Genomic DNA, 25,168 nt, shown 5'->3' with positions numbered 1-25,168 from the left:
TCGGCGGGAACCATGCTCGAACGCCTCAAGCAACTTAAGGATCGCCCCGTCACCGTCGCACTGCTGCTGGGGCTTGCCGCGCAAATCCTGTTCATGGTCCATCTCGGCCGGCCGACCGTCGTCAATTTCGACGAGTTTCACTATGTCCCCGCCGCCCGCAGCCTGCTCGAACTCGATCAGCTGAAAAATTCCGAGCATCCGCTGGTCGGCAAGGAACTGATCGCCTTCGGCATGGCGATATTCGGCGACAATCCCTGGGGCTGGCGCATCATGTCCACTCTCGCCGGATCGGCGACGGTAGTGGCGACATTCACGCTGATCTTCCTGATGATCGGGCGGATGCGGTTCGCGGTGGCGGGCACGGTGTTTCTGATCCTCAACCAGATGCTCTACGTTCAGGCGCGCATCGCGATGCTCGACGTGTTTCTGGGCGCGTTCCTGCTCTGGGCGATGGTGGCGATGCTATGGGCGATGCGCGCGCCGCCGGACAAGGTGTGGCGACGCTGGCTGCTCGCAGCCGTGCTGTGGGGACTCGCGGTCGGCAGTAAATGGGCGGCGATTCCCTATGTCGCGATGGCGTGCCTCGCCTTCCTCGCGATCCGGCTGCGCGATTCGGCGGCGCAGGGTGGTGGCGCGGCAGCAGTGACGCGACGCATGCTGGCCGGCAAGGGGCAGGCGCACTGGCCCGGCATGGCGACCATTCCCGGCCTGCTGGCGCTCGGGCTGCTGAGCATCGCGGTCTATCTGATCACCTTCACGCCCGACTTCTTCCTCACCTATGCGGCGATCCCGCCGGGCAGGCTGATCCCCTTTCAGTACGACATGTATCATGCGCAGACGCAGGTGCTGGCCGAGCATACCTATCAGTCGGACTGGTGGACCTGGCCGATCATGGCGCGGCCGATATGGTATTTCTACGAATTCAATCACAACGCCCAGCGCGGGGTGCTGCTGATCGGCAATCCGGTGATTCTGTGGGGCGGGCTGGTCGCGGTAGCAGGCTGTTACTGGGCGTGGCTGCGCGAGAAGAATCGCGCCGCCGGAGCCGCCGCGCTGCTGTGGACGGCGTCGCTCGGCATCTACATCGTCATCCCCAAATCACTGGGATTCTTTTACTATTATTATCTTTCCAGCATCTTCCTGTGCGTCGCGCTGGCAGTGGCGTTCGCGCATTTCGACCGCGGCAGGAAGCGCGGCTATGAGGAATGGTTCGGCGCGGTCGCGCTGCTCGCTTTCATCTATTTCTTCCCGATCATTTCCGGCGCAGCGCTGCAGGACGATCAGGGCTATCGTTTCTGGATGTGGTTCGAAAGCTGGAAATAGCGCGCCCGCCTATCTGTACCGCCCCCAGGTGAAGCGCGAGGACAGCGCGAAATTCCATACCGCGCCAACTGCGATTCCCGCCAGCGCCGACAGCGCCCAAAAGCCGTGTTCGACATCGTGGAGGAATGCCGCGACGCCGACATTGGCGACCGCGCCAACGCCGCAAACCGCCGCGAAGCTGACCCAGCCACTCAGCAGCTCGCCGGCACCGCGCAAACGCCGGTCGCGATAGGTGAGCGCGTTGTTGAGAAAGAAGTTGAACGTCAGCGCGACCAGCGTCGCGACGATGGTCGACCAGACAAAGCCCACTCCGAGCCCCCGGAACAGCGGCCACAACACCGCCATGTGCACCAGCGCGCCGGCGCCGCCCACAGCCGAGAACATCGCGAACCGCACCGGAATGTACCGCCCGAACGAGCGATCATAGAGCGCGATCAGATATTCGAGCGCGACGACATAATCGAGCTTGCTCTCGCCCAGCTCGCGCACCCGGAAGACATAGGGCAGCTCGACGAATTTGAGCGGCCTGGGGCTAGCGGTCATGATGTCGAGCAGGATCTTGAACCCGATACCAGAAAGGCGCGGCACCAGCCGTCGGACGATATCGGTGCGGATCATGAAGAAGCCGCTCATCGGATCGGTGAGGTCGTGCTTGAGCAGCCAGTGCGACAGCCCGGTGGCGAAAGCCGATTTGGCGACGCGGTCGCGATCCCATTCGCCGGTCCCGCCGCCTTCGACGAAGCGCGATCCGATCGCTACGTCGAGCTGCGGATCTGCGTGCAATGCCTTCAGCATCTGCGGCAGCAGCGTCTCGTCATGCTGCAGGTCGCCGTCGATCACCGCGACACATGGCGCGGCAGTGGCGCACATCCCCTCGATACAGGCCGAGGAGAGGCCGCGCCGTCCGATCCGCTGGATCACGCGCACCCGCGGGTCGACACGCGCCAGCTCGCGCGCCGCGTCGGCAGTGCCGTCGGGGCTATTGTCGTCGACGAAGATCGCTTCCCATTGCCAGCCTTCCAGTGCCGCATCGAGCCGCTCGATCAGCACCGGCACATTGGCACGCTCGTTGAAGGTGGGAATCACCACCGCCAGGTCGAGCAAGGGTCCGCTCACCGGCAGCGGCTCACAGCGCGGCGAGGATGGCGTCGCCCATTTGCGACGTGCTGTCGGCGCCGCCCATATCGGGCGTGCGAACGCCGCCTGCCAGCGCTCCCGCGACCGCTGCCTCGATCTTCAACGCCGCATCCTCATTGTCGAGCGAATGGCGCAGCAGCATCGCGGCCGACAGGATCGCGGCGCAGGGATTGGCCTTCCCCTGCCCGGCAATGTCGGGCGCGCTGCCGTGGATCGGTTCGTACAGGCCGTTGTCGCCCGCCCAGGCGCGCAGCGACGCCGAAGGCAGCAGCCCGATCGAACCAACGCACATGCTCGCCTGATCCGACAGGATATCGCCGAACAGATTGCCGGTGATCACCACGTCGAACTGGCCCGGATTGCGCACCATCTGCATCGCGGCGTTATCGACATACATGTGCTGGAGCGCGACTTCGGGATAGTCGGGAGCGAGCTCATTGACCACGTCGCGCCACAGCTGCGAGGTTTCGAGGACATTGGCCTTGTCGACCGAGATGAGCGACTTGCGCCGCCGCTGCGCCATTTCGAAACCCACCACGGCGATGCGGCGCACCTCGTCCTCGGCATAGGACATCAGGTCGTGTCCCTCGCGGCGACCGTCAGCGGTTTCCCGCCGGCCCTTTTCCCCGAAATAGACGTCGCCGACCAGTTCGCGAACGATCACCATGTCGATGGCCCGCGCGATTTCGGGGCGCAGCGTCGAGGCGTCTTCCATCCCCGGCATCATCTTCGCGGGACGCAGATTGGCCCAGAAGCCCAGTTCCTTGCGCAGGCCGAGGATGGCCTGTTCGGGGCGCAGATGCCGATCGAGCGTGTCGCAGGCCGGATCGCCGACCGCGCCGAACAGGATCGCATCGGCCCGCTTCGCCAGATCAAGCGTTTCGGACGGCAGCGGATGGCCCGCAGCGTGATAGGCCGCGCCGCCGACCGGCGCTTCCTCGAACGAAACGCCCAGATCGAGCGCTTCGAGCACGCGCCGCGCCTGCGCCGTCACTTCCGGGCCGATGCCGTCGCCCGGCAAAATCGCAATCAGAGCCATGATTTCCCTTTACGTCCGCTCGCGCCGGCATGCTTTGGCGATGGCGTTGCGCTCACGCAACCGCTCTCTTGATCCGCGCGATCAATCGCGCTCGCCCCGCCAGCATCTCGCCGATGCGCCCCGGCAGCACATCGCGCTCCAGGAAATGGCCGGTGAGCTGCAATCCCGCCAGGATATCCTCCCATTCGGCGCCGCCGCCGCCCAGCACGAAATCGGGCAGCGGCAACAATCGTGCCTCGTATCCGACCGCGCCCCCCCGGCTGACCCCGCGCCCGCTCTTCGGACTGACAAAGGCGAGGTCGTCCCGCGCTCCCGTCACTGCGCATTGCTCGAAATCGAGCCCGAAGCCGAGTTCGGCAAGCAGCAGCAATTCGTATCGCACCAGCGCCGTTCCCCATCCCCGCGCCGCCGGTGCCGCCTCGATCGCGCCGAGCACACCGTCCAGCGCGGCGTGGAGCCGCGGATAGGGCTGCCCTTCCGGCAGCGCCGCCGATGTCAGCCCCGTCACCCAGGACAGCGCCGCCGCCGGCAGCGGCTCGGTGAACAGCGGCGCGCGGCTGTGCACCAGTTCGACAGTCAGCGAGGCAAGCTGCTCCTGCGTCCGCGCCCGCCACTGGCCCAGCACCATATTGGCCGGTTGCAGCACCGGGCGAAGCCCCCGCGACCGCCCGCCGCGCACATATCCGGCCTGCAGTCCGTGCGCCTCGGTCATGGCCCGCACGATCGCGCCATGTTCGCCATGCGCGCGAATCGACAGGATGATGGCTTCGGCGCGCAGCTCCATGATTGCAGCAATTAGGCATATTCGCCGCCCGACGGGAGCGAAATCGGCGTCAGCCGCGCCGCACCTTGTTCGCCGCGCCCTTGAGCGGTGACTTCATCACCACGCCCTTCACCCCCGCGACCACCCGGTTGAACCCGCCCAGCGCCGCCATCGTCGCGCGATTGGCCAGGCTGGGGCGCAGCAGCAGCAAGTCGACGCAGGGCACCCCGCCGGTGGCGAAGGTGCGCTTGTGCTGCCCGTCGCCCTCGGTGAAATCGAACCGTTTGTAGCGCCCTTCGGCAAAGAGATCGCGAAACGCCTCGCGCTGGAGCACCGCACCCGGTGAAAGATCGTTGAACGCCGGATCATGGCCGACAAAGGCATAGAGCACGACGCCGTCGACGACCGGGCAATAGAGATAGGCGGCCGGTTCGCCGGCGATATAGAGCAACCATGCGCGCACCGAATCGGCCGCAGCCTTCGCCACCATGTCGCGCAGGAATTCCGGTGTGTCGGGGAGACCCGATCCGAGCAATTTCTCCTGATAGGTGCGCAGCGCGATTCGCCGGCCGATATCGTGGAAATCCTCCATTTCCCCGGCGGTGCGAAAGCGGCGGATATCAAGGTCGCCGCCCGATATCTGCTCGATCTTCTTCGCCTTGCGCTTGAGCCCCTGGCGCGTATTGCCCGAAAGCCCGGCGAGCCACGCATCGTATCCGCCCGTCAGATCGGTGTACCAGCGCGTATAGCGCTGGCGCACGAAGGGCAGCATCCCGCCCGAGGCATAGACCATCGCCTCGGCGCGGTCCTCGGGCAGCGAGGTGACCGAATAGCCGTGCGCCTCGCGTTCGAGCGGCGGCAGCGCGGGCAGCCGTCCCTCGCGCGCTTCCTCGAGGCTGAGCGGCACGCGGACCAGCGATCGGCTGACCGCCATCAGCGTGCGCGCGCCGACTTCGAACTTGAGCGGCATCGGCCGCGCGGCATCGGCGGGCCGGGGCTCAGGCGAGCGCGAGATTTCGGACACGGCGTTCATGCGGCGCGCTCCGCGACGAGATTGGACCAGAGCTGCTGCGCCTGGCGCAGGCCGGTGCGCAGCACATTGGGGCCGAGCGGGCGATCGGCGCGATCCAGCGACAGATGCGGGCGATCGGCGAAATGCGTCGTCGACAGGCTCCCCTGCCGTTCGGCGAGCATCCGGCACAATATTTCGAACCGCCGCACATGCACTGCGTTTGGACGCGTGCCGCACCGGTTGGCAAGCTCGAAACCATGCCCGACGATCGTCACCGCGGCATGCGCCTCGCGAATCGCATGGTCGAGCGCGCCGCGCATTTCGGCGGAGGACAGGGCGCAGATCTGGAAGTGGCGCAGATGCCCGGCGCGATCCTCGATCAGCGTCACCGGCACTTCGGTAACGCCGGAATGTTCGACCGGCGCGATCTGTTCGGGTGCGAGCGACAGCGCGCTCGGCCAGGGATGCTCGCTGCCGTTGTGGCTGCTGTCATAGGCGAATTCGAGCCGGGCGAGCGCGGCGAGCGTATCGTCGCTGGCGGCATAGCTGCCCGCGCGGAATGCGACAGGATCGGGCGCGCCCGCCGCGGTCAGCAGATCGGCGGCGCCGGCGATCAGCTCGACCTGTTCGGCCAGGCTGTAATCGGTCAGTTCGAAGCTGTGCGGCGCCTGTTGCCGGTCGTCGGCGCTGGCGCCGGTCCAGTTGGGGTGAAGGTGCAGCTGCACCTCCTGCCCCGCCTCGAGGATCGCGCCGACGACGCGCTTGATCGAATCGAGACCGTAGACGAGCGCGGGCATCGGATCGACGAAGAACACGCCCTTCAGCCCGTGGCGCGCCATCATCGAAAGCTGATATCCCACGCCCACGCCCGCCGGTTCGAACGAACGTTCGACGATGGTGTCGATATCGAGCCCCTCGGCGTGGTGCCGCCACATCAGCTCGGTGTCGATGGTCAGGAAGACGGGAGTCGTCATGGTTGTCCGCAATAGCGCAGCCGAGTGAAGAAAATCCGAAGGCCCTTATTTCCGTCGGGCAAATAGCGTCGAACGTAGTCCTCCCCCGCCGGGGGGAGGTGGTGTCGGAGGGGCGGGCGGCGATGCCCTTAAAGGGTTTCCTGTCCTCCCCTTCCGTCACGCTAAGCGTGCCACAGTGTCAAGAGAGGATGAAACGAGATTCTACGTGTCCTGAGGGAACAGGCTTCTAAAACTAGCGCTGTTTCCACGAGGAGAATGATTTTTCCATGATTTTTCCAATACCCTTCCCCAGAAAAAAAGAGAAGAAAACCAGAATTCCGTATAATATGCTATTTCCCATTACCTTCATTCCTCTTGGAAGCAGCATACACTGTCTTCGAATCTGAATGTTTTCACACTTCAGGCACAGTAGGAACCGCAACAATCCCGCAATAAGCTCAAACTTTGCTGTCGACGACATTCCGGCGAAGCGCATCACAAGCGCGCTTCTCCATTCCCGGCCGTTTCCTTGAGCCCGAACAGCGTCACCACCAGCGCGAGCGCGACGACGCCCATCGTGTACCACAGCCCGGCGTGGACATCGCCGGTTTTGGCGATGATATACTGGCTGATGAACGGCAGGAAACCGCCGAAATAGCCCGTGCCGATATGATAGGGGATCGACATCGAGCTGTAGCGGATGCGCGGCGGAAACATCTCGCACAGCAGCGCCGCGACGGGCCCGTAGGTCGCCGCCGCCAGCGCGCCCAGCACGATGATCGCGAACAGGATCACGGCGATGCTGCCCGCACTCGGGATCACGCGGCTGAAGTCATAGCCCGCCGCCGCCAGCGCCGCGTCGAGCCCCGCCGGGCTGGTATCGGCAATCGCTTCTCCGCCGATGGTGACGCCGGTGTCGGGCGCCTGCGCGGTGGTGTAGCTGACGCCCTTTTTCGAGAAATAGTCGAGCAGCTGTCCGCATTGCTCGGCCTGTTTGTCGGCAAAGGGATCATAGCTGCATTCGGGCCCCGAAACGACCACCGGCGCGCGCCGCGCGGCATCCTCCAGCCCCGGATTGGCGGCGCTGCCGATCAGCCAGAAAAGCGGGAAGAGCAGCAGCAACGTCAGCGCATAGCCGATGACGATCGGCTTCTTGCGTCCCACCCGGTCCGACAGCCGCCCGAACAGGATGAACCAGAACAGCCCGGCGAGCGCGCCGCCGCCGGTGATGAGCTGAGACGTGGTCGGATCGACTCGCATCGGCCCCTGGAGGAACGAAAGCACCGAGAACATCGCCGTGTACCAGATCACCGTCAGCCCGGCGGAGATGCCGAACAGCGCGACGAACAGGCGTTTCCAGTTGCCCGGCCAGGTGAAGCTTTCGACGAAGGGATTGGGCGAGGTTTCGCCTTCCTCGCGCATCTTCTGGAACACCGGGCTCTCGGACAGTTTGAGCCGCATGTAGAGCGATACGGCGAGCAGCAGGATCGAGAAAAGGAACGGCACGCGCCAGCCCCAGTCGGCCCAGACCGGCGCGAAGATCGCCTTTGCCGCCAGCACCACCGCGAGGCTGAGGACGAAGCCGCCCGCGACGCTCGCCTGGATGAAGCTGGTGTAGAAGCCCGATTTTCCGGGCGGCGAATGTTCGGCGACATAGATCGCCGCGCCGCCATATTCACCGCCGAGCGCCAGCCCCTGCGCGATGCGCAGCGCGATGATCAGGAGCGGGGCCGCCGCGCCGATCACGGCATAGCCGGGGATCAGGCCGATGCCCGCCGTCGCTACCCCCATCACGGTGATGGTGACGAGAAAGGTATATTTGCGCCCGAGCCTGTCGCCGAGATATCCGAACAGGATCGCGCCCAGCGGCCGGAAGGCGAAGCCGACCGCGAAGGTCGCCCAGGCGAGCAGCGTCGCCAGCACATCGTTGCCCGAGGGAAAGAAGCTCGCCTGAAGAATGCCCGAGGCAGTCAGCGTGCCCCAGATGAAGAAATCATACCATTCGAAGATGGTACCGAGCGACGAGGCGCCGATCACCAGTTTGATGTCAAGCGCGCTTGGTTCGTCCGCCCCGCGCGGCGTATCCGGTGCGGATGTCGCCATTTCCTCCTCCCCCAAAGGCCTGTTTCTCAAGACCCTATCGCTCGCACGGCGCATTCCGCAAGACTCGCGCATTTGCGTGCGAAGTTCGCACCGGGTCGCGACGCAACATGCGCGCGGACGCGCCCGCATGCGCGCGAGGACGCAGTATAACAGCGGGTGCTGGCACAGATGCCGCTGTGTAGGACAGCATTTTCTTTCCGCCGGTTTTGCCAATCGCGCGATCCGGCGCTAAACCGCCTGCGTTCGCGAAACGCACGGAGGCAGCATTGAACAATCGGAACACCCTTTCCCGGTCCCTTCCCCTTGTTCAGGTGCGCCATGTCCAGCTTCGCGACGATCGACTCTCTTTCCCTTTCCACCCCTGACGGGCACACGCTTTTTTCCGGCCTGACGCTGGCGCTGGGGCGCGAGCGAACCGGGCTGGTCGGCCGCAACGGATGCGGCAAATCGACTTTGCTGCGGCTGATCGCCGGACAGGACGTGCCCGTCGCGGGAAGCCTGTCGGCAAGCGGCAGTATCGCGATGCTCCGCCAGCGCTGGGACGAACCCGGTCTCACTGCCGATGCGGCGCTGGGCGTCGCCGAGGGGCTGGCGCGCCTCGCCCGGCTCGAAGCGGGCGACGGCAGCGTCGAGGATGCCGCCGAGGCCGACTGGACGCTCGAGGAGCGGCTTGGCGAGGCACTGCGCGAGACGGGGTTCGTGCCTGACGATCTGCACCGTCCCGTCGCCAGCTTCAGCGGCGGCGAACGGACGCGGCTGGGGATCGCGCGGCTGTTGCTCGACGCGCCCGACCTTTTGCTGCTCGACGAACCGACCAACAATCTCGACGCCGAAGGCCGCGCGGCGGTGATGCGGCTGATCGCGGGCTGGCCCGGCGGCGTGCTGGTGGCGAGCCATGACCGTGCGCTGCTCGAGGGGATGGACCGGATCGTCGAACTGACGCCGGTAGGGTGCACGGTGTTCGGCGGCGGCTGGTCCGAATTCGTCAGCGCGCGCGATGCTGCCCGCGAAGCGGCCGAGGACGCGCTCGACCGGGCGCAGCGCGACCGGCGGGCAACGGCGCGCGCGGTGCAGGAACAGGCCGAGCGCAAGGCGCGGCGCGACAGGATGGGCCGCTCGGAGCGGGCCCGCGGCGACCAGCCCAAGATCTTGCTCGATGCGCGCAAGGATCGTTCCGAACGCACTTCGGGACGCGACAGCCGGCTTGCCGGGCGGATGACCGGCGATGCCGATGCCGCGCTCGCCGACGCGCAGGCCAAGGTGGAAATCGTGACGCCGCTGCGCATCGAGCTGCCGCGATGCGGGCTGCCCGCCAATCGCATCGTGCTGGCCGCCGAGGCGCTGTGCCTCGATCTCGGCGCGCGGCGCCTGTTCGGGCCGCTGTCCTTCACGCTGACCGGACCCGAGCGGGTGGCGATCGCCGGACCGAACGGATCGGGCAAGTCGAGCCTGTTGCGGCTCGTGTCGGGTGAGACGGCGCCGACATCGGGAAGCGTTTCGACCGGCGACGTGCCGATGGCGATGCTCGACCAGCATGTCGGGCTGCTCGACGGCGATGCGAGCATCCTCGACAATCTGCGGCGCATCCATCCGGGGCTGAGCGAGAATGACGCGCGCACGGCGCTGGCGCGCTTCGCCTTCCGCAACCGCGCGGGCGAGCGGCTGGTGGCGTCGCTGAGCGGCGGGGAACGGCTGCGCGCGGGGCTGGCGGCGGTGTTTTCGGGGCCGGTCGTGCCGCAATTGCTGATCCTCGACGAACCGACCAACCATCTCGATATCGATACGGTCGAGCTGCTCGAAGCCGCGCTGGCCGAGTATGATGGCGCGCTGCTGGTGGTCAGCCATGACGCGGCGTTTCTGCAAGCAATCGGCGTAACACGAACAATCGCAATCGGGTGAGGCGAACGATTTGGCGGGTGGCGCGTTGGGGAGGCATGATTTCTTTGCTTCTCGATCTTGCCAACATCCTTGGCGGCTTCCTGCTCGCCATCGCGCTCCTCGAACAATCGCCGAAGATCGGCGATGACCTCGCCGGATTTGCCCGCAAGCTCGGGCCGTTCGCGTGGATCGTCGGCGTCGTCGCGCTCGCATGCGGCGGCTATTTCCTGATCGTGCACCTCACCAGCGGCCCGCATGTCTTCCATTACGAAGTCGTCGGTATCGCCGTGGGGCTCGCACTGCTGTGGGACCGGATCCAGGGCCGTCCCGACGCGAACACCGTCAGGAGCGGCACGACCGGGCGTGGCCTCGCCTTCGCGATCTTCGGTATCGTCGCGATCATCGTCGGGCTGCAGGGGCTGCTCACTCCCAACGGTTGACGGCAGGGCGCCGCCGCCGCACTGCCGCGCGATGGCCCCGCCGCAACTCTTCGATGTCATCGTCCTCGGCGCGGGCGCGGCGGGGATGATGTGCGCCGCCGTGGCCGGGCAGCGCGGGCGGCGGGTGCTGCTGCTCGATCACAATGACGAGCCGGGGCGGAAAATCCTGATTTCGGGCGGCGGGCGGTGCAATTTCACCAATGTGCATACGGCGCCCGATCGCTTCATCTCGGCCAATCCGCATTTCGCCAAGTCGGCGCTCAGCCGGTACACGCCGCAGGACTTCATCGATCTGATCGCGGGATACGGCATCGCCTGGCACGAAAAGACGCTGGGGCAGCTCTTCTGCGACGAGAGCGCCCGGGCGATCGTCGCGATGCTGGTCAACGAATGCGAAATGGGCAGCGTGACGCCGGGCTTCGGCCAGCCGATCCGCGATGTCAGCCATGCCGACGGGCGGTTTCGCGTGACGACCGGCGCGGGCGTGGCGGAGGCCCCTGCCCTCGTCGTCGCCACCGGCGGGCCTTCGATCCCGAAATTGGGCGCGACCGGCTTCGCCTATGATCTCGCCAAATATTTCGGGCTGAAGCTGGTCGAGCCGCGCCCGGCGCTCGTCCCGCTGACGCTCGGCCCCGACGACGCGCTGTTCCGCGATCTTGCGGGCGTATCGGCGCCGGTACGCGCGAAGGCGGGCAAGGGGGTGTTCGACGAAGCGGCGCTGTTCACCCATCGCGGGCTGTCCGGCCCGGCGATCCTGCAGGTTTCGAGCTATTGGCGGCATGGCGAGCAAGTCGCGATCGATTTCTTCCCGCAGGCGCAAAGCGGCTGGCTGACCGAGGCCAAGCGCGAGCATCCGCGCGCGACGATGCGCAGCCTGCTGGCGCGGCAGATGCCCGACCGGCTCGCCGAGGCGCTGGCGGAGAAGCTGGCGCTGGCGGGCGAACTGGCGAACCAGAAGGACGCGGCGCTGGCCGAAGCCGAACGCCGCCTGTCCGACTGGCGCTTCCGCCCGACCGGGACCGAAGCCTTCGCCAAAGCCGAAGTGACGGTGGGCGGGATCAGCACCGCCGAATTGTCCTCGCAGACGATGGAGGCGAAGAAGCTGCCGGGCCTCTATCCCATCGGCGAAGCGGTGGACGTCACCGGCTGGCTCGGCGGCTATAATTTCCAATGGGCCTGGGCGAGCGCGCAGGCGGCCGGGCGGGCGCTCTAGAGCAACTCTTCCATCATTCCACAACGTCATGCTGAACTTGTTTCAGCATCCACTGCGCCGCAAACCATGCCGGTTCGGTTCTTGCTGCGCGGTGGATGCTGAAACAAGTTCAGCATGACGGGTTTTGCTGGTTTGAAAGTGTTTCCGACCTGCCGCCGCGCTCCACCTCACACCGCGTCGGTGGGCGTAATGCCGGTAATCACACGGCGGATCGTCATGAAGACGAGCATCACCGTCGCCACAAGCAGCGCCGAGAGCAGCCCGACCATCGCGAACAGCACGCGATAGAGCCAGATGAACCAGAAGGAGCTGAGCCCGTCGAACTCGCCGACCGGCATGGTGAGCATCAGCAGCAGCAGCACCGCGCCCGCTAGCGTGCCGGTGGCGAGCACTGCGATGTGATAGATGTTGCGATAGAAATCGTCGTCGAACTCGGCCTCCGAACGATGCGCCATGCCGATCAGGGTGAGCATCAGCGCCAGCGTCGTCGCCGAAGAGGTGGCGATGGCGGAACCGAAATAGAGCGCCGACTGGGTAAGCTGACCGATCAGGTCGATCGCCTTCGCGCCCGAATAGATCTGCCCGACCGAAAGATAGGCGAGCCCAGCCAGCGCGAATGTCGCCAGCCCGCCGCCCCAGGCCCAGAGTTTCTCTTGCATGTCGCCTCCCCTGCTGGCGCTGTCCGCGGAAGGAGGCTGTCGCTCCGGTGATGCGGAAAGAGCAGAAGCGCGAGGGCGTTGGGGTTTGTTCCACCGTGGCGGAAGGCTAACGGCGCCTCTCTGTCAGCGCGCGACCTGCCTATTGGCACTTTCCACGCAGACCCCGGCTCAGTCGTCATGCTGAACTTGTTTCAGCATCCACTGCGCCGCGAACCATGCCGGTTCGGCGCCTGCCGCCCGGTGGATGCTGAAACAAGTTCAGCATGACGGGTTTTTGGGTTGGGGGTCGACGTGCCGACATCCCCGGCGCTGCGCGCCGCCCCTCCACCACGCCCTGCGGGCGCGGTCCCCCTCCCCAAGACAAGCTTGGGGAGGAATTTTTCGCCTCAATCCAAATTCGGCCGCAGCCAGCGCTTGGCCAGGTCGAGCTCCACCCCGCGCCGCTGCGCATATTCTTCCACCTGATCCTCGCCGATGCGGGCGACGCCGAAATACTGGCTGTCGGGATGACCGAAATAAAAGCCCGATACCGCCGCGGTCGGCAGCATCGCAAAGCTTTCGGTGAGCGTGATGCCGGTGTTCTCGGTCGCGTTGAGCATCTCGAACAGCATCGGCTTTTCGCTGTGATCGGGACAGGCGGGATAGCCGGGCGCCGGGCGGATGCCGCGATACTCTTCCTTGATCAGCGCTTCGTTGGTGAGCTGTTCGCCCTCGGCATAGCCCCACAGATCCTTGCGGACATGCTGGTGCATGCGTTCGGCGAAGGCCTCCGCAAGACGGTCGGCCAATGCCTTGAGCAGGATGTCCGAATAATCGTCCTGCGCTTCCTTGAAGCGTTTGGAATGTTCGTCGATGCCGTGGCCCGCCGTGACGGCGAAGCCGCCGATCCAGTCGCCGTCCTCGGCAATGAAATCGGCAAGGCACATGTTCGCGCGCCCCTCGCGCTTGGCGACCTGCTGGCGCAGGAAGGGCATGCGGATGCTTTCCTCGTTGGTGCGATCGAGGTCGGGCAGGTCGGCGGCATGATCGCCGAAGGTCGCGCCGTCCTTGCTGATGCGATCCTGCACATGATGGTGATGGATTACGACATCGTCGCCGTCGCGGTGGCACGGCCAGAGCGCGGCGACGCCCTTTGCGGTCAGCCATTTCTCTTCGATGATCTTGTCGAGCATCTTCTGCGCGTCGTTGAAGAGACTGGTCGCGCTTTCGCCGACCACTTCGTCCTCGAGGATCGCGGGATAGACGCCCGCCAGTTCCCACGAGCGGAAGAAAGGCGTCCAGTCGATATAGTCGCGCAGATCGGCGAGGTCCCAGTCCTGATAGACGTGGAGGCCCGGCTTTTTGGGCGCGGGCGCCTTGAGCGACATGTCGGCCTTGAACGCATTGGCACGCGCTTCGTTGAGCGACACCAGCTTCGACTGACCCTTGTTCGCGCGCGCGACGCGCACCGCTTCATATTCGTCGGCGATCTTGGTGACATAGGCGTCGCGCCCGGTCTGGCTGACGAGCGTCGTCGCGACGCCGACCGCGCGGCTGGCGTCGAGGACGTGGACCACCGGCCCCAGATAGGCCGGCGCGATCTTGAGCGCGGTGTGCACCTTCGACGTCGTCGCGCCGCCGATCAGCAGCGGCATCGTCATTTCGGCCGACTGCATTTCCTCGGCCACCGTCACCATTTCGTCGAGGCTGGGCGTGATCAGGCCGGACAGGCCGATCATGTCGGCGTCCTCGTCGTTCGCGGCCTTGAGGATATCGGCCCAGGGGACCATCACGCCCATATCGACCACGTCGAAGCCGTTACATTGCAGCACGACGCCGACGATATTCTTGCCGATATCGTGCACGTCGCCCTTCACCGTGGCCATGATGACCTTGCCCTTGCCGCGCGCGCCCTCTTCCTTCTCCGCCTCGATATAGGGGAGGAGATGGGCGACGGCCTTCTTCATCACGCGGGCGGATTTCACCACCTGCGGCAGGAACATCTTGCCCGATCCGAACAGGTCGCCGACGACATTCATGCCGTCCATCAACGGGCCTTCGATAACCTCGATCGGCTTGCCGCCGCGATCCGCGATCTGCTGGCGCGCCTCTTCGGTATCGTCGACGACATGCGCGTCGATGCCTTTCACCAGCGCGTGTTCGAGCCGCTTGATCACGTCCCAGCTGCGCCATTCGGCGGCCTGCTTTTCGGCGACCGCGTCCGTCCCGCGATATTTCTCGGCAAGCTCGACGAGGCGATCGCCGGCTTCCGGGTCCTTGTTGAGGATCACGTCCTCGACCGCGGTGCGCAGCTCGGCGTCGATCGTGTCATAGACGTCGAGCTGGCCGGCATTGACGATCGCCATGTCGAGCCCGGCGGGGATGGCGTAATAGAGGAACACCGAGTGCATCGCGCGGCGCACCGGCTCGTTGCCGCGGAAGCTGAAGGAGAGGTTCGAAAGCCCGCCCGAGAAATGGACGTGCGGGCAGCTCGCCTTGATCCGCTTCACTGCCTCGATGAAATCGACGGCGTAGTTGTTATGCTCCTCGATGCCCGTCGCGACCGCGAAGACATTGGGATCGAAGATGATGTCCTCGGGCGGGAAACCGATGCCGGTGAGCAGCTTGTAGGCGCGCTGGCAAATTTCGACCTTGCGGTCCTCGGTATCGGCCTGGCCGGTCTCGTCGAACGCCATGACGACCACGGCGGCGCCATAGGCCATGCATTTGCGGGCGGCGTCGAGGAACTGTTCCTCGCCTTCCTTCATGCTGATCGAATTGACGATCGGCTTGCCCGACACGCATTTCAGGCCCGCTTCGATCACGTCCCATTTGGAGCTGTCGATCATGATCGGCACGCGCGCGATATCGGGTTCGGCGGCGATCAGCTTCAGAAAGGTCGTCATCGCCTTTTCGGCGTCGAGCAGCCCTTCGTCCATGTTGACGTCGATCACCTGCGCGCCGTTTTCGACCTGATCACGTGCGACTTCGACCGCCGTTTCATAGTCGTCGTTCATGATCAGCTTCTTGAAGCGCGCCGATCCGGTGACGTTGGTGCGTTCGCCGATATTGATGAAATTGGTGGAGCTGGTGGTCATTCGTACCTCATTCCCCCTCCCGCAGGCGGGAGGGGGTTAGGGGGTGGGCGCCCGGCCAATCGCGGGCGGTATCGGTTGCGGGGAGCGGGTGCCCACCCCCCGCCCCCTCCCGCTTGCGGGAGGGGGAGAGAATTCACGCCGCCATCGTCATCGGTTCGAGGCCCGCGAGGCGCGTGCGCACTTCGACGTCCGGCAGCTTGCGCGGTTCGATGCCTTCGACGGCTTTCGCGATTTCCGCGATGTGCGCGGGCGTCGAGCCGCAGCAGCCGCCGAGGATGTTGACCTGACCCGCATCGGCCCATTTCTTGACCAGCCCCGCCGTGGTTTCGGGTGCCTCGTCATATTCGCCGAGTTCGTTGGGCAGGCCGGCGTTCGGATAGACCATGATCAGCGTGTCGGCCATCTTGGCGAGCGTCGCGACATGCGGGCGGAGCTGTTCGGCGCCGAACGAACAATTGAGCCCGATCGTCACCGGCTTTGCGTGGCGCACCGCGTGCCAGAACGCCTCGACCGTATGGCCCGACAGGTTGCGGCCGCTAAGATCGGTGAGCGTCATCGACAGCATGATCGGCACGTCGCGGCCGAGCGCGTCGCCCGCCTCTTTCGCCGCCATGATCCCCGCCTTGGCATTGAGCGTATCGAACACCGTTTCGATCAGAATGAAGTCGGCGCCGCCTTCGAGCAGCGCATCGACCTGTTCGCGATAGACGTCCTTGAGCGTATCGAAATCGATCTCGCGGAAACCGGGATCGTTGACGTCGGGCGAGAGCGACAGCGTCTTGTTGGTCGGCCCGATCGCGCCGGCGACGAAGCGCGGGCGACCATCCTTGGCTTCGAATTCGTCGGCGACCTTGCGCGCCGCCTGCGCCGAAGCGACGTTGATTTCGCGCACCAGCCCCTCGGCGCCGTAATCGGCCTGGCTGATGCGGTTCGCCGAGAAAGTGTTGGTTTCGGCAATGTCGGCGCCGGCTTCGAAATAGGCGCGGTGGATCGCCTCGGGCACCTCGGGCCTGGTGAGGGCGAGGATGTCGTTGTTACCCTTCTGGTCCTTCGACAGCTTCAGGTCGCCGGCATAGTCCTCTTCGGACAGCTTGTAGTTCTGAATCTCGGTGCCGAAGGCGCCGTCGGTGATCAGAATGCGCTTGGCCGCTTCGGCCAGGATTTTTTCGCGTGCAGTGGTCATCAGAGCAATTCCGTTCAGTTCGAGCAGCTTCGAGCGAAGTCGAGAAGCGCCCGTCGAGAACCCGATGGGGCGCGACGCCTTCTCGACTGCGGGTCTCGACAAGCTCGACCCTGCGCTCGAAGCAAACGGGGTTTCATAGGGCTAGGCCGCCGCCGCTTCGGCGCTGGGCTTGGCCCGCATGCCGAGCAGGTGGCAGATGGCGTAGCTCAGTTCGGCGCGGTTGAGCGTGTAGAAATGGAAGCTGCGTTCGCCGCCCGCATAGAGCTTGCGACACAACTCCGCCGCGATCGTCGCGGAGACGAGCTGGCGCGCCTCGGGATGGTCGTCGAGCCCTTCAAACAGGCGCCCCATCCACGACGGCACTTCGGTGCCGCACATCTTCGACATGCGCTCGACGGCGCCATAATTCATCACCGGCATGATGCCGGGGACGATTTCGGCGTCGATCCCCGCCGCTGCCACCTTGTCGCGGAAGCGGAAGAAGTGATCGGCATCGAAGAAGAACTGCGTGATCGCGCGGGTGGCGCCGGCATCCAGCTTGCGCTTCAGATTGTCGAGATCGGCCCGGTCATCGGGCGAATCGGGGTGGCATTCGGGATAGGCGGCGACCGAAATCTCGAACGGATGCAGCTTGCGCAGCCCTTCGACCAGCGCGGCGGCATTTTCATAGCCGCCCGGATGCGTCTGGTATTTCGCGCCCTTTTCGGGCGGATCGCCGCGCAGCGCGACGATGTGGCGGATGCCCGCGGCCCAATATTCCTCGGCGACCGCGTCGATCTCTTCCTTGGTCGCCTCGACACAGGTCAGGTGCGCCGCCGCCGCGAGATCGGTCTCGCGCGCGATCCGCGCGACGGTCGCATGCGTGCGTTCGCGCGTCGAACCGCCCGCGCCATAGGTGACCGAGACGAAACGCGGGCCGAGCGGCGCCAGCGTCTGGATCGAATCCCACAGAGTCGCTTCCATCTTCTCGTTCTTCGGCGGGAAGAATTCGAACGAAACGTCGAGATCGCCCGCCATGTCGGCGAACAGCGGCGCATCATGCGCGCGCCGTTCCTCTTCGCGTTGGTTGCGTTGGTCGTTCATGCCGCCTTCCTCTCTTTCGCCGGCTTTCCGGTCTTGCGGCCAAGCCATAGTTTCACAGTCAGTTCCCCGCCCTCGAGCGTTTCGACCAGCACCGGGAACAGTCCGCATTCCGCGAACCAGCCCAGGATCTGGTCGTCCGAAAATCCGAGCCGCGAATGCGCGTCGCGCGTGCGCAGCTCCTCGCGATCATGCGGCGCGAAATCGGCGATCAACAGTCGCCCGCCTTCGTCCAGCACCCGCGCCGCTTCGCAGATCGCCGCCCCCGGCAACTGCGCGAAGTGCAGCACATGGTGCAGCACCGCGGTATCCGCGCCACCGTCATCGAGCGGCAGCGCGCAGAAATCCGCCTGGCGCAGCTCGGCGCGGTTCAAGCCCTGTTCGGAAAGCTTCGCCCGCGCCAGCCGCAGCATTTCCGAGCTGCGGTCGATTCCCATCGCATGCTCCGCCTTCGGAGCGAACAATTCGAGCATCCGGCCCGTGCCGGTGCCGATATCGATAAGCCGCCCGAGCGACTCATCGCCCAGCGAGCGCGCCATCGCCGCCTCGACGTCGCTTTCGGCGATGTGCAGCGAGCGGATCGCGTCCCATTCGCCGGCATGCGCCTGAAACCATTCGGCCGCCGCCGTCGAGCGATCGGCGCGTACGGAGGCCAGCCGGGCTTCGTCTTCAAGTACCCATTGATCGGCCTCGCCTTTCGGCCAGTGATCGAGCGCGTCGAGCACCGGCTGCACCACCGCGAGCGGCCCGAGCGCGACGAACACCCAGCTGCCTTCCTTGCGCCGTTCGGCGAGATCGGCGTCGCACAATATCTTCACATGGCGCGAAACACGCGGCTGGCTCTGTTCCAGAACCTGTGCCAGTTCGCCGACCGAAAGCTCCATCGACCGCAGCAATCCAAGGATGCGCAGGCGCGTGGGATCGGCGAGTGCACGGAAGATTTCGAGCGCTGCTGCCATGACGGATCGGGATATAAAGAAATCTTTATATGGGGTCAACGCAGTTGCACCGCGACCGGCGGCGCGATAGCGATTTGACCCCGGTGGCGATGCCGCCGCCGGAAACCGCCAGGGAGGCTCCATGCGCAAGGCACTTCTGATTTCCATCGCGGCCGGCGCCGCGCTCACGCTTTCGGCCTGCGGCGAAAGCGCGCAGAACGAAACCGCCGAAGCATCCGAAGCGATGGCGGGCGATACCAACACGATGGGCGAAGCGGTCAACGATACCGAGGCGGCGATGGATGCGGCGTTCGGGGTTGCCGAAAACAGCTATGACACCGTCGCCAACGCGGTCGAGGAAACCGCCGACGACGTCGAATAACATGGTCCGGCGCATCGTGGCGGCGGTGCTGCTCGCCGGCTTCGTCGTCGGATGCGGACAGGCGGACGAGGACGGCGTCGACGATCTTTCGTCCGCCGAGCAGCACGAGCTGAACCAGGCGGCGGCGGTCCTCGACGTCAATGGCGCGTTCGACGCGACGCCGCCCGCCAACGCGCAGCAATAGGGCTCAGCGCGGGTCGAGCCACCAGTCCTGCCGATATCCGGCAAGATCGGGCACCGGCTTCCCCGCGGTGTCGCGCGCGGGTTCGTAGCGAAACCGTTCGCGGGCGAGGCGACAGGTCGCGCCGTCGAGCAGCGGCGAGCCGCTCGAAAGCGCGACCCGGCAATCGGTGACGCGTCCGCGCGCATCGACCGACAGCGTGACAACCACCCGCCCGGTAATCCCGGCGCGCGCCGCCTCGCGCGGATAGTCGCGCGGCGTGATCGCCCCGCGCACGCGGCGGGCAGGCGACACGATGCCGCTGCCCCGTCCCGTCCCGCTGCCGCCGCTGCCCAGCCCTTCGCCTTCGCCGCCCGCGCCGGTGCCGGGCGAGTCGCGATCGGTTGCGCCCGCGTTGTCGGCGCTGCCTTCGGCGGGAACCGGCGGCGCGGTTTCGGGCGGCGGCGTGGGCTGAACCAGCGGCACCGGCGCGGCAACGGGCGCGGGATCGGCGCGCCTGCCGGGCGGCGCGGCGGCGCCCTGTTCCGCGTCAGAGGGCGTCCGCACCGGCTCGGGCGGCGTTTCGGGCGGTGGCGGCGCTTCGGGCGGGATCTCGAACAGCGCCAGGCCGTCGGCCGCCGACGTCGCCACTCGCACGGCGAGCCCATACCAGATCAGCGCGAGCAGCAGCGCCACTACCGCGAGCGCAATCGCAGCGCCCGCCACACGTTCGGCGCGCATGTCCTGCAGTCGCTGTGGCAAACGCATCATCGGGAAATAACCGGCAGGCCTGCCGGTCGATCCCGCACCGCCGTCACGCGCCGGCGGAAAGCCGCGCCAGCCGGGCCTGATGCTCGGCCTTGCCGAAGGGAAAGCGGCTGTAGAGCAAGGCGGCGACCAGCCCGAGCCCGAAATAGACGAGCGCGAAGACGAAGGTCAGCCGGTCGAGCGTCGCTTCGGCCACCGCGCCCTGCACGGCGTCCTCGGGAAAGCCGACCAGCGAGAGGATCAGCCCCGCGCCGAAAATGCCGATCCCGCTGGTGCATTTCTGGACGAAGAAGGCGCCCGCGAAGAACACGCCTTCCGAACGCCGCCCGGTTCGGGCTTCCGAATCCTCCGATACGTCCGCCATCATCGACGCGAACAGGATGGTCGAGGAAATGCCGCATGCCGAATTGATCGTGAAGATGCCGAACAGCAGCGGCAGCATCACCGGCGAGGAGGGCGGCGGAAACAATCCGATCAGCCGCAGCGCATAGGGCGAAGCGAGCAGAATCGCGGCGGCGAGCATGAAGGCGAAGGCGGCAGTGGGCTTGCCGATCCGTCGCGCCACGCGCGGCGCGACGAAGAACGCGATCGCCGCGCCGACGAACAGCACCACGCCGACCCAGGTATAGTCGGCGCCGTGGAACAGCCAGACATAGGTGTAGAGATAATTGGACAGCGCGAAGCTGATCCCCTGCGCGGTGAAATAGAACAGCCCGGCAAGCATCAGGATCGCGAAGGCGCCGTTGCGCAGCGTCTGCGCCAGTTCGACCAGGCTGCCGCCCAGGCTGTGCTCCTCGGGCCCCGGATCGGGCAGACGCGCGATTTCGCGATGCGTACCGGCCGCCGAAAGCAGGATCGCCACTGCCATCGACAGTCCGCCGGCGATGGCGAAACCGATATAGGATTCGCGATTGAGCAGGCCGCTGTCCTGCCCCGGCCCGGGCGCGAGGAAATAGCCATAGGAAGCGATCAGCATCGCCAGCCCGCCGCCCCATCCGAACAGATAGCGATAGGCCATCACCCGCGTCCGCTCGTCATAATCCGACGTCAGCTCGGGGCTGAGCGCCTGCGACGGCACTTCGTAGGAGGACACCGCCGACCGCACGAGCACCGACATGACGAACAGCCAGGCGAGCATCGCCGTTTCGCTCCATTGCGGCGGATTCCACAGCAGCAGCCACGTCACCAGGATCGGCACCGCCGAGGCATACATCCACGGATGCCGCCGCCCCCAGCGCGTGCGCGTGCGATCCGAAAGCACGCCGACCGCCGGATCGACGAAGGCGTCGAGCAGCAGCGCGAGCATGATCACGAACCCCACTTTCGAAGCGGGCAGGCCGATCACCTGATTGTAGAACAGCAGCAGGAAACTGGAAAAGGCGAAGTCCTTGACGCCATAGGCCACGGCCCCGAAGCCGTAGAAAAACAGCGTCGGGCGCGACAATTTGCGCGCGGGCGGCACGCCGCCATGATCCTCGATCGGGGAACTGTCCTGCATCGCTCCGGCATAGGCGGTGCGATGTCGGCGTCAACTACGCACCGATTGGAAGCAACGGTATGCAGCAGACGCCTTGGCAGCGCTCTCAAGAAGCGTTAGCCAGCGGAGCAACAGAATAGTTTTCGAACATCGGGCACGTCAGGCAACGCGCCTTCGCATATGCCCGCGCAGGAAGAGGATCGCCAATGGACGTCAGCAAGCTGTTTCGCCTCGATGGTCGCGTCGCGCTGGTCACCGGCGGGTCGCGCGGCATCGGCCGGATGATCGCCGAAGGCTTCGTCGCTTCGGGCGCGAAAGTCTATGTCTCCTCGCGCAGCGAAGACGCCTGCGCGGAAACCGCCAAAGCGCTCGGCGAGCGCTGTGTCGCGCTACCGATGGACGTTTCGACCGTGGAAGGGTGCAAGGCGCTCGCCGTCGCGGTCGCCGAGCGCGAGACGTCGCTCGACATCCTCGTCAACAATGCCGGCGCGGCCTGGGGCGAGCCGTTCGACAGCTTTCCCGAAAAGGGCTGGGACAAGGTGATGGACCTCAATGTGAAGTCCCCGTTCTTCCTGACGCAGGCGCTGCACGGGCTGCTCAAGGCGGCGGCGCGCGCAGAACGACCCGCCAAGGTGATCAACATCAGCTCTATCGACGGCCAGCGCAACAATGGCTGGGAAACCTACAGCTATCATGCATCGAAGGCGGGGCTGATCCATCTCACCCGCCGCATGTCGGCGACGCTGATCGGCGACCATATCAATGTGACTTCGCTCGCGCCGGGGGCCTTCGCCTCGCGGATGAACAAGGCGGCGCGCGATCATGGCGACGCGGTGGCGCAACGCATTCCCGCCGGCCGCATCGGCGAGCCCGAGGACATGGCGGCGGCGGCGATCTATCTCGCCAGCCGCGCGGGAGATTATGTCGTCGGCGACACGCTGACGGTCGACGGCGGCGTGGTGAACGCGACGATTACGAGCAATATCGAGGCATAGCCACGGCAGGGCGCGGGCTGCTGCCGGCGCCAAAGCCACTTCGTCATGCTGAACGCGTTTCAGCATGACGATGAAGGAAGGGAAGCGGCGCAGACGCCCCGCTGCCGCGCTGCCGCTTACCGCGCGATGCCGCCCGCGGCGAGCACTGCCAGCGTCACCAGCTCGCTCGCGCTCGACGTCATCGGGGCGATCTGGACCGGCTTGTCCATGCCGATCAGCATCGGACCGATCGTCGAATCGCCGCCCAGTTCGCGCAGCAGCTTGGCCGAGATGCTCGCCGACTGCAGCCCCGGCATGATCAGAACATTGGCCGGGCCGGACAGGCGCGAGAAGGGATAGTTCGCCATCTGCTTGGGATTGAGCGCGACGTCGGGCGCCATTTCGCCTTCATATTCGAAACCGGGATCGCGGCTGTCGAGCACCTTCACTGCCTCGCGCAGATTTTCGAGCCACTGCCCTTCGGGATTGCCGAAGGTCGAATAGCTGAGAAACGCCACGCGCGGCTCATGCCCCATCCGGCGCGCCACTGCGGCGGCGCCCGTCGCGATATTGGCCAGTTCCTCGCCCGAGGGACGTTCGTTGATCGTCGTGTCGGCGATGAAGGTGGTGTGCGACTGGCCGACCAGCACATGCATGCCGAACGGCGTTCGCCCTTCGGCCGGATCGAGCACGCGACGGATCTGGCGCATCGTTTCGGCATAGGTGCGCGTGACCCCGGTGATCATCGTGTCGCCCTTGCCCATGCTGAGCAGCAGCGCGCCGAAGATGTTGCGATCGCGATTGACCAGCCGCTCGACGTCGCGGCGCAGATAGCCGCGGCGCTGCAACCGGGTGTAGAGCGTTTCCACCATTTCGGGCACCAGCGGCGAATTGACGCTGTTGTGAATCTCATAGCCTTCGGGATCGACGCCGAGATCGCGAAGCTGATCGGCGACGGTTTCGCGACCCACCAGCACCGGCGTTCCATAGCCGCCGTCCTTGAAGGCGATCGCCGCGCGCAGCACCACTTCCTCCTCGGCCTCGGCGAAGATGACGCGCTTGGGATGCGAACGCGCGCCTTCATAGGCGAGCGTGAGCACCGACGTGGTCGGATTGAGCCGCCCGCGCAGCGCCTGGCGATAGCCCTCCATATCCTCGATCGGGCGCGTTGCGACGCCCGAATCCATCGCCGCCTGCGCGACGGCGGCGGGCACGACTTCCATCAGCCGCGGATCAAAGGGTGCCGGGATGATATAGTCGGGGCCGAAATTATGCTGCGTGCCATAGGCGACGGCCACTTCCTCGGGCACGCGTTCGCGCGCCAGTTCGGCGATGGCAGTGGCCGCGGCGATCTTCATCTCCTCGTTGATCGCGCTGGCGCGCACGTCCAGCGCGCCGCGGAAGATGAAGGGGAAGCCCAGAACATTGTTCACCTGGTTCGGATAGTCCGAACGGCCGGTGGCGATGATCGCGTCGGGGCGCGCCGCCTTGGCGTCCTCTGGCCGGATTTCGGGGTCGGGATTGGCCATCGCGAAGATGATCGGCGCCTTGGCCATATGCGCGACCATCTCGGGCTGGAGCGCGCCGGCGGCGGACAGGCCGAGAAACACATCGGCGCCTTCCAGTGCTTCGGTCAGCGTACGGCGGTCGGTGGCGACGGCATGCGCCGACTTCCACTGATCCATGCCTTCCTCGCGCCCCTGATGGATCACGCCCTTGCGATCGCACATGATCACATTGTCGTGGCGCACGCCCATCGCCTTCATCAGCTCGGTGCAGGCGATCGCCGCAGCGCCGGCACCGTTCACGACGACCTTGATGTCCGCCAGCTTGCGCTTGGTGAGCAGACAGGCGTTGATCAGCCCCGCCGCGGTGATGATCGCGGTGCCGTGCTGGTCGTCATGGAAGACCGGGATGTTCATCCGCTCGCGCAGCGTCTGCTCGATGATGAAGCATTCGGGCGCCTTGATGTCTTCCAGATTGATCCCGCCGAAGCTCGGCTCGAGCAGTTCGATCGCGTCGATCAGCCGGTCGACATCCTCGGTCTTCATCTCGATATCGATGGCGTCGACATCGGCGAAGCGCTTGAACAGCACCGCCTTGCCTTCCATCACCGGCTTGGACGCGAGCGCGCCGAGATTGCCCATGCCCAGAATCGCGGTGCCGTTGGAAATCACCGCGACCAGATTGCCCTTGGCCGTATAGTCATAGGCCGTAGCCGGGTTTTCGGCGATCGCGCGCACCGGCACGGCAACGCCGGGCGAATAGGCAAGCGCCAGATCGCGCTGAGTCGCCATCGGCTTGGACGCGACGATTTCCAGCTTGCCGGGCTGGGGGTCGGAATGGAACAGCAGTGCTTCGCGTTCGGAAAACTGCACGTTGGCGTTTTCGGCCATCGATATTTCTCTCTTTTCTGGTCGCGCCGGTCTTTAGGCAGGAGCGCGCCGCCATTCTACCCCCGAAAACGCTACGTCGGCGTCCCTTGCGTGCATTGCGCGACAGGACGGTTGCCGCCTTTGCACATCATCCCCATATGAGTTGCGACTTCGGGCCGGAATGCGGCCCATCCCCCGCTTTCCTTTTCGCGCGCGCCGGAGTAAAGGCTGCCG

21 protein-coding genes are annotated in these 25,168 nt (G+C 65.7%); 7 read left to right on the top strand and 14 right to left on the bottom strand.

Annotated features, from left to right (window positions below):
• Positions 1 to 12 precede the first annotated feature (12 nt).
• A complete protein-coding gene (locus G5C33_RS04390; protein WP_165326098.1) occupies positions 13 to 1,323 on the top strand; it encodes a phospholipid carrier-dependent glycosyltransferase in 1,311 nt (436 codons plus the stop codon).
• A gap of 9 nt (positions 1,324 to 1,332) precedes the next feature.
• Here the strand turns inward: G5C33_RS04390 and G5C33_RS04385 are convergent, their stop codons facing one another.
• The 6 genes from G5C33_RS04385 to G5C33_RS04360 all read right to left on the bottom strand — a co-directional run bounded on the left by G5C33_RS04385 (position 1,333) and on the right by G5C33_RS04360 (position 8,330).
• The gene (locus tag G5C33_RS04385; protein WP_165326097.1) at positions 1,333 to 2,439 is read right to left on the bottom strand and encodes a glycosyltransferase; all 1,107 of its coding nucleotides are present in this window, start codon (positions 2,437 to 2,439) and stop codon (positions 1,333 to 1,335) included.
• A 10-nt stretch (positions 2,440 to 2,449) separates the two neighbouring features.
• Positions 2,450 to 3,499 (bottom strand): 3-isopropylmalate dehydrogenase, encoded by a 1,050-nt coding sequence (gene leuB / locus G5C33_RS04380; RefSeq protein WP_165326096.1) that lies wholly within the window; start codon positions 3,497 to 3,499, stop codon positions 2,450 to 2,452.
• Positions 3,500 to 3,551: 52 nt separating this feature from the next.
• A complete protein-coding gene (gene recO / locus G5C33_RS04375) occupies positions 3,552 to 4,283 on the bottom strand; it encodes a DNA repair protein RecO (protein WP_165326095.1) in 732 nt (243 codons plus the stop codon).
• Between the two features lie 49 nt (positions 4,284 to 4,332).
• Positions 4,333 to 5,295 (bottom strand): GNAT family N-acetyltransferase, encoded by a 963-nt coding sequence (locus G5C33_RS04370; protein ID WP_165326094.1) that lies wholly within the window; start codon positions 5,293 to 5,295, stop codon positions 4,333 to 4,335.
• Positions 5,292 to 6,248 carry a polysaccharide deacetylase family protein gene (locus tag G5C33_RS04365; RefSeq protein ID WP_165326093.1) on the bottom strand — a complete coding sequence of 319 codons (957 nt, stop codon included), beginning with the start codon at positions 6,246 to 6,248 and terminating at the stop codon, positions 5,292 to 5,294. Before G5C33_RS04365 ends, G5C33_RS04370 begins: the two co-directional genes overlap by 4 nt.
• 474 nt (positions 6,249 to 6,722) lie before the next feature.
• Positions 6,723 to 8,330: an MFS transporter gene (locus G5C33_RS04360; protein WP_165326092.1), complete on the bottom strand. Its 1,608-nt coding sequence runs from the start codon at positions 8,328 to 8,330 to the stop codon at positions 6,723 to 6,725.
• Positions 8,331 to 8,648: 318 nt separating this feature from the next.
• Between G5C33_RS04360 and G5C33_RS04355 the strand changes: the two genes are divergently transcribed.
• The 3 genes from G5C33_RS04355 to G5C33_RS04345 are packed head-to-tail and all read left to right on the top strand — an operon-like array spanning position 8,649 to position 11,861.
• Entirely contained in the window at positions 8,649 to 10,229 is a 1,581-nt protein-coding gene (locus G5C33_RS04355) for an ABC-F family ATP-binding cassette domain-containing protein (protein WP_165326091.1), read from the top strand.
• A gap of 35 nt (positions 10,230 to 10,264) precedes the next feature.
• On the top strand, positions 10,265 to 10,648 hold the full coding sequence (locus G5C33_RS04350; protein WP_165326090.1) for a hypothetical protein: 384 nt from the start codon (positions 10,265 to 10,267) through the stop codon (positions 10,646 to 10,648).
• A gap of 31 nt (positions 10,649 to 10,679) precedes the next feature.
• Positions 10,680 to 11,861 carry a BaiN/RdsA family NAD(P)/FAD-dependent oxidoreductase gene (locus G5C33_RS04345; RefSeq protein ID WP_165326089.1) on the top strand — a complete coding sequence of 394 codons (1,182 nt, stop codon included), beginning with the start codon at positions 10,680 to 10,682 and terminating at the stop codon, positions 11,859 to 11,861.
• 167 nt (positions 11,862 to 12,028) lie between these two features.
• On the opposite strand, the gene G5C33_RS04340 is transcribed toward G5C33_RS04345, so the two are convergent.
• The 5 genes from G5C33_RS04340 to G5C33_RS04320 form a co-directional block, all read right to left on the bottom strand.
• Entirely contained in the window at positions 12,029 to 12,520 is a 492-nt protein-coding gene (locus tag G5C33_RS04340; RefSeq protein ID WP_165326088.1) for a hypothetical protein, read from the bottom strand.
• Between the two features lie 386 nt (positions 12,521 to 12,906).
• Positions 12,907 to 15,597 carry a methionine synthase gene (gene metH, locus G5C33_RS04335; RefSeq protein ID WP_165326087.1) on the bottom strand — a complete coding sequence of 897 codons (2,691 nt, stop codon included), beginning with the start codon at positions 15,595 to 15,597 and terminating at the stop codon, positions 12,907 to 12,909.
• 133 nt (positions 15,598 to 15,730) lie between these two features.
• Positions 15,731 to 16,780, bottom strand: coding sequence for a homocysteine S-methyltransferase family protein (locus tag G5C33_RS04330; RefSeq protein ID WP_165326086.1), 1,050 nt, complete (start codon positions 16,778 to 16,780; stop codon positions 15,731 to 15,733).
• Positions 16,781 to 16,921: 141 nt separating this feature from the next.
• Positions 16,922 to 17,863, bottom strand: a complete 942-nt coding sequence (metF, locus tag G5C33_RS04325) for a methylenetetrahydrofolate reductase (protein WP_165326085.1) — start codon at positions 17,861 to 17,863, stop codon at positions 16,922 to 16,924.
• Positions 17,860 to 18,819 (bottom strand): ArsR/SmtB family transcription factor, encoded by a 960-nt coding sequence (locus G5C33_RS04320; protein WP_165326084.1) that lies wholly within the window; start codon positions 18,817 to 18,819, stop codon positions 17,860 to 17,862. Before G5C33_RS04320 ends, metF begins: the two co-directional genes overlap by 4 nt.
• 121 nt (positions 18,820 to 18,940) lie before the next feature.
• Here G5C33_RS04320 and G5C33_RS04315 point away from each other — a divergent pair, with 121 nt between their 5' ends.
• Both G5C33_RS04315 and G5C33_RS04310 read left to right on the top strand, forming a co-directional pair.
• A complete protein-coding gene (locus G5C33_RS04315) occupies positions 18,941 to 19,180 on the top strand; it encodes a hypothetical protein (protein WP_165326083.1) in 240 nt (79 codons plus the stop codon).
• A 1-nt stretch (position 19,181) separates the two neighbouring features.
• Positions 19,182 to 19,364 carry a hypothetical protein gene (locus G5C33_RS04310; RefSeq protein WP_165326082.1) on the top strand — a complete coding sequence of 61 codons (183 nt, stop codon included), beginning with the start codon at positions 19,182 to 19,184 and terminating at the stop codon, positions 19,362 to 19,364.
• Between the two features lie 3 nt (positions 19,365 to 19,367).
• Here G5C33_RS04310 and G5C33_RS19415 read toward each other — a convergent pair whose 3' ends face one another.
• On the bottom strand, positions 19,368 to 20,081 hold the full coding sequence (locus G5C33_RS19415) for an energy transducer TonB (RefSeq protein WP_165326081.1): 714 nt from the start codon (positions 20,079 to 20,081) through the stop codon (positions 19,368 to 19,370).
• Between the two features lie 73 nt (positions 20,082 to 20,154).
• Positions 20,155 to 21,606 carry an MFS transporter gene (locus G5C33_RS04300; protein ID WP_206518631.1) on the bottom strand — a complete coding sequence of 484 codons (1,452 nt, stop codon included), beginning with the start codon at positions 21,604 to 21,606 and terminating at the stop codon, positions 20,155 to 20,157.
• Between the two features lie 185 nt (positions 21,607 to 21,791).
• Here G5C33_RS04300 and G5C33_RS04295 point away from each other — a divergent pair, with 185 nt between their 5' ends.
• On the top strand, positions 21,792 to 22,580 hold the full coding sequence (locus G5C33_RS04295) for an SDR family oxidoreductase (RefSeq protein WP_165326080.1): 789 nt from the start codon (positions 21,792 to 21,794) through the stop codon (positions 22,578 to 22,580).
• 116 nt (positions 22,581 to 22,696) lie between these two features.
• Here G5C33_RS04295 and G5C33_RS04290 read toward each other — a convergent pair whose 3' ends face one another.
• The gene (locus tag G5C33_RS04290) at positions 22,697 to 24,955 is read right to left on the bottom strand and encodes an NADP-dependent malic enzyme (RefSeq protein WP_165326079.1); all 2,259 of its coding nucleotides are present in this window, start codon (positions 24,953 to 24,955) and stop codon (positions 22,697 to 22,699) included.
• Positions 24,956 to 25,168 lie beyond the last annotated feature (213 nt).

It is taken from the genome of Sphingosinithalassobacter tenebrarum (assembly GCF_011057975.1).
GTDB classification, from domain to species: domain Bacteria; phylum Pseudomonadota; class Alphaproteobacteria; order Sphingomonadales; family Sphingomonadaceae; genus Sphingomonas; species Sphingomonas tenebrarum.
Note: the sequence above shows the minus strand (reverse complement) of the source record. Positions and strands in the feature narration are given on the sequence as shown.